This window comes from Autumnicola aciditolerans (assembly GCF_041679265.1).
In the GTDB taxonomy this organism is placed as follows: domain Bacteria; phylum Bacteroidota; class Bacteroidia; order Flavobacteriales; family Flavobacteriaceae; genus Autumnicola.
The window spans coordinates 59,807-73,854 of record NZ_JBGFSM010000003.1 but is presented as its reverse complement, the minus strand read 5'-3'; the positions used below and the strand labels follow the sequence as shown (position 1 = coordinate 73,854).

The 14,048-nt window shown below is 40.1% G+C and carries 10 protein-coding genes and 1 pseudogene; 3 read left to right on the top strand and 8 right to left on the bottom strand.

The genetic code is table 11. From position 1 onward, the window contains the following. Positions 1-3: 3 nt before the first annotated feature. From AB8M93_RS03670 to tsaD, 5 genes are read right to left on the bottom strand one after another with little or no spacing between them, the layout of a single operon-like run. A complete protein-coding gene (locus AB8M93_RS03670; RefSeq protein ID WP_373056281.1) occupies positions 4-1,092 on the bottom strand; it encodes an AI-2E family transporter in 1,089 nt (362 codons plus the stop codon). An 18-nt stretch (positions 1,093-1,110) separates the two neighbouring features. After that, positions 1,111-1,629 carry a TrmH family RNA methyltransferase gene (locus tag AB8M93_RS03665; protein WP_373056280.1) on the bottom strand — a complete coding sequence of 173 codons (519 nt, stop codon included), beginning with the start codon at positions 1,627-1,629 and terminating at the stop codon, positions 1,111-1,113. After that, on the bottom strand, positions 1,626-2,270 hold the full coding sequence (locus tag AB8M93_RS03660; RefSeq protein ID WP_373056279.1) for a DUF4159 domain-containing protein: 645 nt from the start codon (positions 2,268-2,270) through the stop codon (positions 1,626-1,628). The genes AB8M93_RS03665 and AB8M93_RS03660 overlap by 4 nt, the downstream gene beginning before the upstream one ends. A 49-nt stretch (positions 2,271-2,319) precedes the next feature. Next, positions 2,320-3,027, bottom strand: coding sequence for a 16S rRNA (uracil(1498)-N(3))-methyltransferase (locus AB8M93_RS03655; protein ID WP_373056278.1), 708 nt, complete (start codon positions 3,025-3,027; stop codon positions 2,320-2,322). 3 nt (positions 3,028-3,030) lie between these two features. Next, positions 3,031-4,053, bottom strand: a complete 1,023-nt coding sequence (tsaD, locus tag AB8M93_RS03650; RefSeq protein WP_373056277.1) for a tRNA (adenosine(37)-N6)-threonylcarbamoyltransferase complex transferase subunit TsaD — start codon at positions 4,051-4,053, stop codon at positions 3,031-3,033. A 91-nt stretch (positions 4,054-4,144) separates the two neighbouring features. On the opposite strand from tsaD, the gene AB8M93_RS03645 reads away from it, so the two are divergent. Further along, positions 4,145-8,551 carry a translocation/assembly module TamB domain-containing protein gene (locus AB8M93_RS03645; RefSeq protein WP_373056276.1) on the top strand — a complete coding sequence of 1,469 codons (4,407 nt, stop codon included), beginning with the start codon at positions 4,145-4,147 and terminating at the stop codon, positions 8,549-8,551. Between the two features lie 137 nt (positions 8,552-8,688). On the opposite strand, the gene AB8M93_RS03640 is transcribed toward AB8M93_RS03645, so the two are convergent. Further along, positions 8,689-9,018: a hypothetical protein gene (locus AB8M93_RS03640; RefSeq protein ID WP_373056275.1), complete on the bottom strand. Its 330-nt coding sequence runs from the start codon at positions 9,016-9,018 to the stop codon at positions 8,689-8,691. 360 nt (positions 9,019-9,378) lie between these two features. Between AB8M93_RS03640 and pfkA the strand changes: the two are divergent. Beyond that, positions 9,379-10,364: pseudogene (gene pfkA / locus AB8M93_RS03635) on the top strand (6-phosphofructokinase). Positions 10,365-10,372: 8 nt separating this feature from the next. Then, entirely contained in the window at positions 10,373-10,738 is a 366-nt protein-coding gene (locus tag AB8M93_RS03630) for a methylglyoxal synthase (RefSeq protein ID WP_373056274.1), read from the top strand. Between the two features lie 9 nt (positions 10,739-10,747). On the opposite strand, the gene AB8M93_RS03625 is transcribed toward AB8M93_RS03630, so the two are convergent. Together AB8M93_RS03625 and AB8M93_RS03620 are read right to left on the bottom strand one after the other, a co-directional pair. Beyond that, a complete protein-coding gene (locus AB8M93_RS03625; protein ID WP_373056273.1) occupies positions 10,748-11,131 on the bottom strand; it encodes a RidA family protein in 384 nt (127 codons plus the stop codon). A 202-nt stretch (positions 11,132-11,333) separates the two neighbouring features. Further along, positions 11,334-14,048: a putative LPS assembly protein LptD gene (locus AB8M93_RS03620; RefSeq protein WP_373056272.1), complete on the bottom strand. Its 2,715-nt coding sequence runs from the start codon at positions 14,046-14,048 to the stop codon at positions 11,334-11,336.

Genomic DNA, 14,048 nt, shown 5'->3' with positions numbered 1-14,048 from the left:
AATTTAAAGATCCCTGGTAAGCCTTTTTACAATTTTGTATTCGCTTAAAGATTCCTTTGCTATTACTTTAAGGGCAGTGTAGAAGGGGACAGCCACCACCATTCCTCCAATTCCAAACATAAGGCCGGCAATAAGAATAATAAGGAAAATTTCCAGTGGATGTGAACGCACGCTCGCTCCAAAGATCATTGGCTGGGAAATAAAATTATCTATCAACTGGCAAATGCTGTAACCAAGCATTACGTAAATTAAGCGCGGCAGGATCACCACAGAAAAGTCGGCGCCAAGGTTGCTTGAAATCACAAACAGGGCCATTAAAATTCCGGCAAAAAGCGGTCCCAGGTATGGCACCAGGTTTAAAAATGCACAAATAAAAGCGATCGCTATGGGATTTCTTATTTCGTAAACACTCAACAAAATCGTGTAAAGGATAAAAAGTACCGTCACCTGCATGGTAAGGCCAACAAAATACCGGGAAAGAAGGATTTTAATTTTATTAAATACCCTCTGGAATTTAAGTTCTTCCCCATGATTTGCAAATACTAAAATACTGTTAATCATTAATTTGCTGTCCTTCAGTAGAAAAAAGGAAATAAAAATTATGGAGAAAATAGCGATTAAAGTGGCTCCAAGTAAACTAAAAACATTGTTTAGAAATTTAGGAATGGCGGTAATATCAAAATTTCTTACAAATTCGCTTTGTTTAAGGCCTTCGATTATATTTATTTCTTCCACGCCAAGATAGCTGTTTATCTGCGTGTTAAGGTCATTAAGGTCGCTCCTGAAGGCGTCCATGTCTATCCTGCCCAGGTACTGGCTTTGCTCTATCACAATAGGGACAAAAACATAAATTAACCCTATAAAAAGAGATAGTACGAGCAGTAAGACAATAATAACCGCCAGCTGGTTTGGCAGCCGCAGCCTATATTTTAAAAATATTACGATTGGCCGGCCTACAAGTGAAATTACTGCCGCCACTGCTATATAAACCAGAACCGACTGTATCTCGTATAAAAAATATAGAAGGATAATAATACCAACCATTATTCCGGCTGCACGTAATATCCCGTAAGAAAGTTCTTTTGCGTTCACGGCGTAAATATATTATTTCTAATTTAAAGAATGGAAGCTTTTAGTGATTTCGTACAAAGCAATTGCTGCGGCCTGTGCCACGTTCATACTGCTGTTATTGCCAAACATATTAATGTGCAGTACTTCATTGCAAAGAGTAAGCACTTCCTCCTGAATACCATGAATTTCGCTTCCCAGGACCAGGGCAACAGCTTTCCTGGATGAGAAATCTGCAGATGCTAGGGATGCACTTTTACTGGTAATTTCCAACGCGCATACATGGTAATTCTGTTTTTGGTAAAAATTTACCGCTTCCGGCGTAGAGTCAAAAATTTCAAAATTCACATATTGATGGGTGTTTCTGGCAGTTTTCTTTAGCCTATTGCTGTTAAGGTTAGGGGAGATCCCACAAAATATAATTTTTTCAAGGCCAAAAGCATCGGCCAGCCGGAAGAGGCTTCCAATATTCGCTTCGCCAGAAACATTATCCAGGATCATAACCATGGGAAATTGCTTCTTATCGAACCTGGATTGATAATGGGAAAGCTGGTCACTCAATTTTCGAAAGCGTATTTTATAATGTTGGCACCCATTTGTAGGGCTCTTTTGCGTACTTCTTCGGGATCATGATGAATTTCCTGGTTCTCCCAACCGTCTCCCAGGTCACACTCATACGTAAACAGCAATACCAGCCGGTTGTTATCAAAAATGCCAAAGGCCTGTGGTGGTTTGTTATCGTGCTCATGTATCTTGGGCAGTCCGTTAGGAAAATTGAAAGCACTGCTAAAAATAGGATGGTTGGCAGGCAATTCTTCCAGTTCTTTTTCCGGAAAAACCTTTTTTAATTCCTTCCGAAGATATTGGTTCATCCCATAATTATCATCAATATGAAGAAAACCACCGCTTAAAAGATAGTTCCTGAGGTTTTTGGCTTCCTCTTCACTAAAAAATACATTTCCATGCCCCGTCATATGCACAAAGGGATATTCAAAGATAGCTGCCGCCCCCGGAGTCACCGTTCCTGGTTTGGGCTTTATAGCAGTGCCAATATTTTTATTGCTGAATTCAATAAGATTAGGAAGGGAGGTGGGATTGGCATACCAGTCTCCCCCGCCATTATACTTAAGAAGGGCAATTTGCTGGGCATTGCCATAGTAAGCTGCACAATAAAAAAGAAGAAGCAGAAGTACTTTTTTCATTATGGTTTTTTAATTCCTTAAAAGTATAAATTTTAAACGAAGAAAAAGCTTAATCCTGGTTCGCAAGTGCAAAAGTATGGCAGGCGGCAATAGCAGCGGTCTCCGTTCTCAAGCGGCTGTTCCCAAGGCTTACCGGCTGATATCCTTTTTGTAGTGCCAGCTCGATTTCTTCCGGAGAAAAATCGCCTTCCGGGCCAATAAGCACTATTGCCCTGGATCTTGGGGAGACTTTATTTTTCAGCAGGAAGCGTTGCTGATGATCTTCACAATGAGCAATAAACTTATTTTCTTCCTGTACCGATTCTAAAAATTCGGCTAAATTTCGCGGCTCATTAAGTTTGGGCATCCTGTAATGCAAAGATTGCTTCATCGCGCTCTGCAACACTCTTTCAAAACGGTTTAATTTCACCACTTTTCTTTCGCTGTGGTCACAAATTACAGGAGTGATTTCATGTACCCCAATTTCTGTGGCCTTTTCAAGAAACCATTCAAAACGGTCATTCATTTTGGTGGGCGCCACGGCCATGTGCAGGTAATAAGGTGCCGCAGCTTCAATTTTTACTTCTATGACTTTGGCCAGCGCCTGGTTTCCTGTTTGTATTAATTCAACGGTAAATAACAATCCTTCTCCATTGGTCACTTCCAGAAGATCCCCTTCTTTCTTACGAAGAACTTTGGTGATATGTTTACTTTCGTCTTTAGGAAAGAGAACCTGGGAAGCTGTTTCAGTTAAACCGGGATGATAAAATAGCTGCATCTTTTAAAATTTATAGCGTGCCTGTGCAGTAGTGGAGAGCTCTGAAAAATCTTTCTTGAGGAATTTGTAATGTCCTGCGATGGCAATCATCGCTGCATTATCTGTAGTATATTCAAATTTTGGTATAAAACATTTCCAGCCGTGTTTTTTTTCAGCTTCCTTCAGCGCATTTCTAATTCCGCTGTTTGCAGAAACGCCCCCACCAATGGCAACCTGTTTAATTCCCGTTTCTTTTACAGCTTTTTTCAGCTTGTCCATCAATATTTCAATAATCGTATATTGGATAGAAGCACAGATATCCATTAAATTTTCTTCCACAAAATCAGGATTTTCTTTAGTTTGCTTCTGAATAAAATATAAGATCGCTGTTTTAAGTCCGCTAAAACTAAAATCAAGCCCGGCAACCTTTGGTTTTGGAAATTTAAAAGCCTTAGGATTTCCCTCGCGGGCATATTTGTCTATAAGTGGCCCTCCGGGATAAGGAAGCCCCATAATTTTCGCGCTTTTATCAAACGCTTCTCCCACGGCATCATCTGTGGTTTGCCCTATAACTTCCATTTTAAAGTAATCTATAACCTTTACAATTTGGGTATGCCCGCCACTAATAGTTAAAGCCAGAAAGGGAAATTGAGGTTTATCAAAGCCTTTCTCCTCAATAAAATGTGCCAGGATATGGGCCTGCATGTGATTGATTTCAATTAAGGGAATATTTAAACCCATTGCCAAAGACTTGGCAAAAGAAGTTCCTACCAGGAGGGAACCCATAAGGCCGGGGCCACGCGTAAAAGCAATTGCAGATAAGTGTTTTTTGTCGATATTTGCCTTAACCAATGCCTGGTGGATTACAGGAACAATGTTTTGCTGGTGGGCCCGCGAAGCAAGTTCGGGAACCACCCCGCCATATTGTTGGTGCACTTCCTGTGTGGCAACAATATTAGAAAGGATTTTACCGTTACAAAGTACAGCTGCAGCCGTATCGTCACAGGAAGATTCAATAGCGAGAATATAGATGTGTTGTGGTGTCATCAGGAAAATTAAAGAGGCATAGAAGTTGCTAATTTCGTACAAATTTAAAACATAAAAGCGTATCAAAAAATTTTGGAAAATATTAAAAAGAGTGGTAGTTGCGCTTCTTTTGTTTTTTATACTTCTGCTTATCGTATTTTCTATTCCCGCCGTGCAAACTTCTGTCGCGGACAGGATCACAAAATCTCTTCGCAAAAACAAAGATATTAATATTAGCATAGACCGCGTGAGCCTTTCCTATTTTGGAAATATAAAGGTAAAAGGCATTTATGTGGAAGACCATCATCTGGACACCCTGCTTTATGCCGGCGAGGTCTCCACTTCTGTTCTAAGCCTGAGAAACCTGCTTAATAACAGTCCCAATTTTGGAAATACCGTAGTAGAAGATCTTACGCTAAAAATGAAACGCTATGAAGGCGAAGACAGGGATAATTTAAGTTTGCTTATTTCCAAATTAAAGAAGGAACCCACAGGAGAACCTCCGGCTCCATTTACACTGCAGGTGGAGGATGTGCAGATCCTTAATAGCAACTACAGTTACCGGGATGAAAATCTGGATACTGAAAATGTGTTATTACTGGATGATCTTAATTTGAATGCCGAAGATCTGCTGATAGACGGCGAACTTATAAAAGTGAAGATTACTTCTTTAAGTGCTGAAGAGCGGCGGGGGATTGCGGTTACCAATTTAAACACAGCGTTTAGTTATACCCCTCACCACATGCAGTTGCAAAACCTGGTGCTTAATACTGCAAATTCTGAAATAAAGGGGGATCTAAACTTTAACTACACTAGGGAGCAGTTTTCAGACTTTGAAAATAAAGTACAGGTAAATGCCCTTTTTAGGGAATCTTCTATTTCCAGTACAGATCTTCAGGTCTTTTATGATGGTTTTGGAAATGGGGAACTTGTAACTTTTAACACCCACATGACAGGAACCCTGAATGATTTTTTCCTGGAAAACCTGGAGCTGGAAGGCATGGACCGTAGTGCCGTTTATGGCAACCTTGAAGTACAGGGGGCTTTTTCACAACAGGCAGAAGATTTTAGGATCTCCGGGCAGTTTGAAGAATTCAATTCCAATTATTACGACCTCGTAAACCTGCTGCCAGGCCCGCTGCTTGGAAACCTGCCCCAAAGCCTGAGGGACTTTGGAAATTTAAGGATGAGCGGTGAAGCGGTTTTAACCGCGACTTCACTCGTGGCCGATATTCTCGTTAATTCCCAGTTGGGATCTGCCGATGCCGATTTTGTTTTGCGCAATTTCGATAATTCCAACACCGTGAATTATAAAGGAAATCTAATTTTCCGGAATTTCAATGTCGGCCGTTTGTTAAACAACGAAAAACTTGGAAAAACCAGTTTCAACCTGGATGTGGATGGAAGTGGCTTTAAAAAAGAAAATATCAATGCGCAGCTTCGGGGAGCAATTTCAAATTTAAAATATAATAATTATAATTACAAGAATATCAGGGTAATTGGAAATTTAAGGAACCCGGTTTTTAATGGTAACCTGGTTTCCAATGATCCAAATTTGAAAATGGAATTTAACGGGCTTGTGGATGTTTCAGAAGATATAAATGTATATGATTTTGAAGCTTCTGTGGGATATGCAGATCTCAATGCCCTTAACTTTATATCCCGTGACAGTATTTCGGTTTTTAAGGGCGATGTGATTATGAATATGAAAGGTACCAATATAGATAATGCCTTCGGAAATATCCTGCTGCTGAATACTTCTTACAGAAACCAGAACGACCTCTATTATTTTGACGATTTCAGCATAGTATCTTCATTTGAAGGAAATGTTAGAACCATTGCCATAAATTCACCAGATGTGATAAGTGGGCAGGTGCAGGGGGTTTTTCAGCTTCGGGAAGTAGGAGCGCTTTTTGAAAACTCCCTGGGTAGCATTTACACCAATTACGAACCCAGGACCATTACCACCAATCAATACATGGAGTTTGATTTTGATATTTACAATAAAATAGTGGAAGTTTTTTATCCTGAAATTACACTGGCTCCTAATACTTTTGTTCGAGGAAGGGTGGAATCTGATGAATCTGAATTTAAACTTACCTTCAGGTCTCCAAAAATTGAAGCCTTTAAAAATATGTTCCAGGAGGTAAACCTTCAGGTGGACAATACTAACCCCATCTATAATACTTATTTTGAAGCAGATAGTGTTTCGACCGATTTTTATAATTTTTCGGAATTCAGTTTCATAAACGTAACCCAGCGGGATACTTTATTCATCAGGTCTGAATTTCAGGGCGGGAAAAATAACGAAGATGTTTTTAACATCAACCTCTTTCATACTATCAATGAGAATAACAGGTCTGTTGTGGGCATACAGCGCTCAGATCTTAAATTTAAAAACAATGTTTGGTATCTCAACGAAGAAGGTAACAAAAGCAACAAGGTTGTTATTGAAGATAACTTCAGGAATATCGTGATCGATTCGCTGGTGATGAGCCATAACAATGAAGAAATTAGGTTAAGCGGGATGATGAGAGATTCTACCTATAAAGATTTTAATATGGAGTTTGAAAATGTAGAGCTTAACAAAATCACTCCAGACATAGAAAAGCTTGGGCTTTCCGGAAGAATTAACGGCAAACTGGACCTGCTTCAGGAGAATGGCGCGTACTATCCTAATACTTCCCTGCGTATAGACTCTCTTAATGTAAATGAGATTCTATTGGGGAACCTGCTGATTGAGGTGGAAGGCAACCAGGATTTAACCAATTATAACATTAATGCCCACCTTAAGAAGCAGGGCGTAGAGTCCCTGAAGGCCTTGGGAAATATAAATGTGGCAGGCGCCGTTCCCACCATAGACCTGGATATAGACCTGGAAGAATTAAATCTGGCCGCTTTTAGTCCGCTGGGAGGAGAGGCCATAGGCAATATAAGGGGACGTGCAACTGGTACCGCAAGGCTAGAGGGTAATTACAAAAACCCTGAATTTGGGGGGCAATTGGTTTTACAGGATGCAGGGTTAAGCATTCCTTACCTGGATGTGGATTACCGCTTCCAGGATATGGCGCAGGTTAATCTCTCCAGGCAGCAATTTAATTTTGATAACATCAGGTTTACAGATACCAAATACAATACCCGCGGCATCCTTAGCGGCAATATCTCTCATAAAAATTTTACCCAATGGTTTCTGGATTTAAATATCAATACAGACAGGCTTTTAGTTCTGGATACTGAGGCAGAGGAAGATGCTCTTTACTACGGAACAGCTTTTATAGGTGGAGACGCTTCTATTAAAGGACCTACAGACCAACTTTTAATGGAAGTAAATGCCACAACAGAAAAAGGTACGGTTTTTAAAATCCCTCTAAGTGATACCGAATCTGTGGGTGATAATTCCTATATACATTTCCTTAGCCCGGAAGAAAAAGCAGCCAAACTTGCCGGGGAAGAAATTGTTTTGCCTGAAGTAAAGGGGCTGGAAATGGTGTTTGATCTTGATGTGACCAATGATGCCGAGGTGGAAGTGGTGATAGATAAAACCAGTGGAAGTACTTTGCGCGGCCGTGGGGCAGGAAACCTGCTGCTGGAGATTAACACCAACGGTAAGTTTAACATGTGGGGAGATTTTATTGTTTATGAAGGTGTTTATAATTTTAAATATGCCGGGCTGGTCCAAAAGGTTTTCCGTGTAAAATCCGGAGGAAGCATTAACTGGGACGGGAATCCTGTACGGGCTGAACTGGATGTGAGCGCGGTGTACCAGTTAAATGCCAATCCTTCTGTCCTGCTGGAAAATCCCACCATCAACCGTAAAATCCCTGTAGAAGTGGTGATTAACCTGCAGGGTCAAATCGTACAGCCTGATATTACTTTTGATATTGACTTTCCAAGTGCCAGTTCTGTAGTACGCTCTGAGCTTGAATATAAAATTGACGATCGGGCCAGTAAGGAATTACAGGCTTTATTCCTGGTTACCCAGGGTGCTTTTTACAGTGAATTTGGCATAAATCAAACAGCTATTACAGGGACGCTGGCAGAGCGGGCTTCCAGTATTGTGAATGATATTTTTGCAGATGAAGAAGGGAAGTTCCAGGTTGGGGTTAATTATGTACAGGGAGACCGTACTCCAGATCAGCAAACCGTGGACAGGTTTGGGCTAACCCTCTCCACCCAAATTAGTGACCGCGTTTTAATAAACGGGCAGGTTGGGGTGCCTATCGGCGGAGTTACGGAATCGCTGATTATTGGAAATGTAGAGATAGACTTTCTTTTAAATGAAGACGGTACTCTGCGCGCTAAAGTCTTCAACCGTGAAAATAATATCCAGTTTATTGGAGAAGAAATAGGTTTCACCCAGGGAGTGGGCTTATCGTACTCGGTAGATTTTGATACTTTTAAAGAATTGCTTCGGAAAATAGCAGACAGTCAATTTTCTAAGGCTAAAAAAGAAGAGGATGAGGAAGAAACGAACCAACAATCTCTTGCGCCTGATTATATTAGTTTCCCTGAAGATTAATTACGTGGTAATAAAGCAAAATGAAAAAAGGGAGCAAAAATTAATTCACTCCCTTTTTCAGATTAGTACATCTCCCCAAATGTAGCTAACCCAAATATATTTTAAGCGGCACGAGTGCCGGTAAATAGTATATTATATTATTGAAATTGTATCTTTCTAGGACTTAGCCTGAAATCTTTCAGGATATGATCGGCTCTTTTGCGGGACACTCCCATCCTAAGCAAATGGGTAAGGATACATTCTTTAACACAGGTTTTTACTTCACCTCGATTTATCAGATGATTAGAAATTCTGGTGTAAACCTTGTCATAATGCGAAATAATTTTAGTAGTCACATCCAGGAGGACGTTTTCTTCAAAGTAGCGGGCAGAAAAATAATAATCAAAATTAATTTCTGTAGCACCTTTTAGCGTAGGCTTTGGTTTGCTGGGCACATAAAGGAAGCCCTGGGTTGGTTTGTAATGCATGGCTTTTAAGTAGAATGGTTAATCTGTTATCAAAGAAAATAAATTTTACTGAACTCCCATAGCTCAAAAACTTTTTTAACTAACACAAATACAACTAGTTATACTTAAATAAATCTTAAAAAATAGCAATATTGACCAAAAATTCTTACATATTAAAGCTATGACAAGCTAGGTATTCTACATTAGTGGCGTTAAAGAAATGTTAACAACAAATCCATTCATCGGCTAAAATAATTCTTTTATGGAATTAGTATTCTACAAAATATTATTTGAAGTTTCTATAATATTTTGCCAGATGTCTATTTGTATTTAGATTTACATCATTCTTTAAAAGAAAAGAGGAAAAGTACAGCATAATTTATGTCAAAAAAAATAAAAAAAATAGGAGTGATGACCTCCGGTGGCGACGCACCAGGGATGAATGCTGCCATTCGTGCAGTAGTAAGGGCCTGTGCTTATTACCATACAGAATGTGTGGGCTTTTACCGGGGCTTTCAGGGAATGATAGAGGGCGATTACATTCCTTTAAATGCAAGGAGTGTCCGTAATATTATTACATATGGAGGGACCATGCTACAGTCTGCGCGCTCCAAAGAATTCCGTACAAAAGAAGGCAGGGCTAAAGCTGCTGAAAAACTTAAAGAGGCCATGTAGATGCCATGATTTTAATTGGAGGTGACGGCACCTTCAGGGGAGGGCTGGCCTTAAGCGAAGAACATAATATTCCTTGCATAGGAGTACCGGGTACTATTGATAATGATATTTCGGGTACCAATTATACTATTGGGTACGATACGGCTTTGAATACAGTAGTAGAGGCAATAGATAAAATACGAGATACTGCAAGTTCTCATAACCGCCTATTCTTTGTGGAAGTTATGGGACGGGACGCTGGTTTTATTGCTTTAAACAGTGGAATAGGAGCGGGGGCTGAAGAAATTCTGATTCCTGAAGAAGATCTTGGGCTGGAAAGATTGCTAAATTCCCTGGAAAGAAGCAGGAGGTCCGGGAAAACTTCCAGTATTGTGGTAGTTTCTGAAGGGGATAAAATAGGTAAAAATGTTTTTGAACTTGCAGAATATGTGCAGGATAATTTACCCTATTATGATGCAAAAGTTACTGTGTTGGGGCATATCCAGAGGGGAGGAAGGCCCACTTGTTTTGACCGCGTACTGGCCAGCCGTCTATGTGTAAAAGCCGTAGAATTATTGATGGATTGAGAACGGGACATGATGGTAGGAATCATTAATAACGATATAAAAGCAACCGGAATTATGGAAGCCTTACAAACCGAGCATAAAGTTAATAAAGATCTTCTGAGAATCTCAGATATCTTATCTACCTAAATAATGATATGAAAACAATAGCCATTATTGCCCATAACGGTAAAAAAGCAGAGATGGTTCAGTTCCTTAATGAGCATCGGGAAACCCTTCAGTCTAAAGATATCAACCTGGTGGCAACAGGTACAACCGGTGCAAAAACAGAACTGGCGGGATTTAAAGTGGAAAAACTACTCTCCGGTCCATTAGGAGGTGATGCACAAATAGCGGCACGTATAGCTGAGGGCCTTATAGATATGGTTATCTTTTTTCGTGACCCGCTGGATAAACATCCTCATGAACCCGATATTTTTATGTTAATGCGCCTTTGCGATGTTCATGATGTGCCACTGGCTACAAACCCTGCCACAGCCGGATTATTAATAAAGGGTATTTAGGTCTCGAAATTAAGACTTTACCGCTATAGCGCTAATTTCAACATTTACAAATTTTGGGAGGTTTGCTACTTCCACCGTTTCCCGTGCAGGAGCTGTTTCGGTATCAAAATAGCTTCCGTAAACCTCATTTATCTTTCCAAAATTATTCATATCACTTATAAAGATGGAAGTTTTAATAACATTATCAAAATCCATTTCTGCTTCAGCAAGAATAGCTTTAAGGTTTTCCATCACTAGTTTGGTTTCCGCGGCAAGATCCTCTGTTTCCAGTTCACCAGTCATGGGATTAATAGCAATCTGGCCTGAAACATAAAGTATATTACCGCTCAGGATTGCCTGGTTATATGGACCGATTGGTGCAGGGGCATTTTTGGTTTTAATAATTTTCTTCATATTTGATAAATTTAATCTAAAAAATATTGTCCTTCCAATTTAAAATTATTTTGAAGGATGAATTCTAAATTATGAAATGATTCTTTATTCTAAAATTTCTCATTTTGAATTATCTTTCTTTCTCTTACTTCCCTCTTTACTTTTTCTCTACATTCAATCCACATTATCAATTATCAATTACCCATTGTCAATTGTTTTTTATTTAAAGCCTCCTGTCCCTGGTCCTACGCTTCTCGTATTTGATATCACTAAGAATAGAAGATTTTATCCCAATAAAGAAATTCCAGGATTTGCGCTGGCTAAAGGGTATCCAGCTAAAGTTTATCCTCCAACTGTCCAAGTCTCTTGCAAAGCGAAGCTGAGTGTAGGTAAACCCTTGTTCTTTAATATCGAAACCGGAAGATGCGCCTACAGACCATTTAGGCGATAATTCCACGTTACCGGAAAACATGAGGGAGTGAGAAGTTATTTCATCCTGTCTTGCATTATTGCTATAGGTCATGGTGTAAGAAAGCCTCAGGTCCCACGGAATCTTGTAGTTGTACCATTCACTATTGGTTTCCCGTTCTTCATTGCCTTCAAAAGGATCTTCCCCGTCTTCATAAAATGTGCCATCAAGATCTGTCCCTTTTCCAAATAGATCGTCCCTGCGCCCGCCATTGCGGTACGTATCGTTTTCTACTTCATCATCATTTTCCGTATCCTTATCAAAATCTTTACTTGAGAAGGAATATCCAAAGCTCACATTGGCGTTGGTGAAACGGAATAAGCTTCCACCGTTATTTATATTGAGCTTATCAATGCGGCGGTTATTATTATCCAGCGCGTAAATATCCAGTAAGCTGCTAAAATTGATGGTGAGCTTGTTGTCTATTATCGGAATTCCTCCGCGCATAGAAATAGGAGCCAGCCTTAAGGAATCCCCGGCAAGATTGTAGGATGTACTTACGCTAAAATTATTAAGGAGGGTAACCTTCTTGGGTTCTGTGGCGGTACTATCTTTATCCCGGACTTTGGCTTCCAGGGTATTGCTAATGCTCAGGCCAATTGAGCTTGAAAAAGCTCTTCCCGGGGCACCATATAACGTCCCGTCAAAGCGGGAATAGTCCACCAGGTTTATCTGCGTGGGGTCTGCTGCGTCCGGTTGCTCAAATTGGTCGTAATACTGGTCGAAAGCCGGATTGATGTTATAACTTAGTGAAGGACGCATTACATGCCTTATAGCCTGGATTTTTTTGTCTTTCCCAAAGCTTTTCATTCCATAAACTGTGGTTCCTATACTGGCATTAAAATTATAAGTGCGAAAAGCATCAAAGCCTTTAATGGTATCCCTTAAAACACTATTGGTTTCTTCATCGTAATACCGGTCGTATGTTTCAAAAACCCAGTTTTCTTCGTAACTGGCACCGGTACTAACGCTTAGATATCTAAAAAGCTTGAAATTAGTAGAGACAGGAATTGAGTGTTGAGCGCCATAAACCGCGCCTTCAAACATTTCCGGTTTAAAGAACAGAGAATCATACGTGCTAATCCTGTTTTCAGCTCTTAAGTTGTACTGAAAATTAATGTTTTCTATAATTCCTTTTTTTGCTCCCACCTTGGGTTCAAAAGGATAAATCCTGGACATGCTGGCGGTTAGGGTAGGCAAAGTTAAATTAACCACTCCGGTATTGGTGTTCTGCGAATGCCGGGCAGCCAGGTTTAAGGTGACCTGCGGGGTGCCCTCAAATGTCTTTGAGTAGGAAACCGAAGAGTTTAAGGTATTATTTAAAAAGTTACCTGTATTAGCCTGATTTACAGATTCCCTGTAATAATCGCTACTTCCTAAATTCACCGAAGCACTAAATCTTGAAGAAGGGCTGGCTTTGGAATCCTGGCTGTGGGACCACCTTAAGTTATAGTTAGAGCTTTGCGCAAAATCGGGAAAACCTCTTTCGCTTTCTAACAGCCTTTCATACCTGAAACTTATATTTCCGCGGAAGCGGTAACGTTTGGCATAATTGCTTTCGAGGTTCATGGCATAGCTACCGTTAGTATAATAGTCTCCTATGGCCAAAAGATCTGCATAATCGCTTATGGCAAAATAGTAGCCACCGTTCTGAAGGTAATACCCCCGGGCATTGCTTTCTCCAAAAGAAGGAATAATAAAGCCCGAGGTTTCTTCTTCGGTAAGCGGAAAATAACCAAAAGGCAATCCTAATGGTGTGGGAACATCGGCAATGTACATATTCACCAAACCAGCAACAATTTTCTTGTCTGGTACAAATTTTATCTTTCGGGCATAAAAATAGTAGTCGGGATTATCCACATCTTCAGAAGTGGTAAAGCGCACGTTCTGCATAAAATAGACAGAATCATTCTCCCTTTTGGTAACTTCTCCCTTTACATTAAACTGTGCTTCCTGGGTACGGGAATTGTAAATGAGTGCCCTTTCAGTATCAAAATTGAATCTTATAGAATCTGGTTCTACTGTTTTAGGCCCCTGTTTAAAAACAGGAGCCTGGGTATAAGTGCCTGTGGAATCTACTATTCCAAAAGCATATACTTCATTTTTTTCATTATCAATAATTATACGGCCGGCATTAATCGTCATGTCTCCGTAGACCACTTCAGCTTCATTATACAGGTACATACGGTTTTCCCTTTGGCTAAGGCGCAGATAATCCTTTGCTTTATAAGTCACCTTATCTGTTAAAAGCTGGTTTCCCTGCGGAGGGCGCACCGTATCTGCCAGAATGCTGTCCTGCATACGAATGGTCTGGGCCAGCGGTATGCCTTCACCTACAGAAATTATAGTATCACGCGCCGCGTCTATACGAATGCCACCAAGAGAATCAATTTCCTGGGCGGTGATAAATGAGGGGAATGACAGTATAAAAATACAGCAAAAAAGTATATAAGGTATATTTGTTTGCAA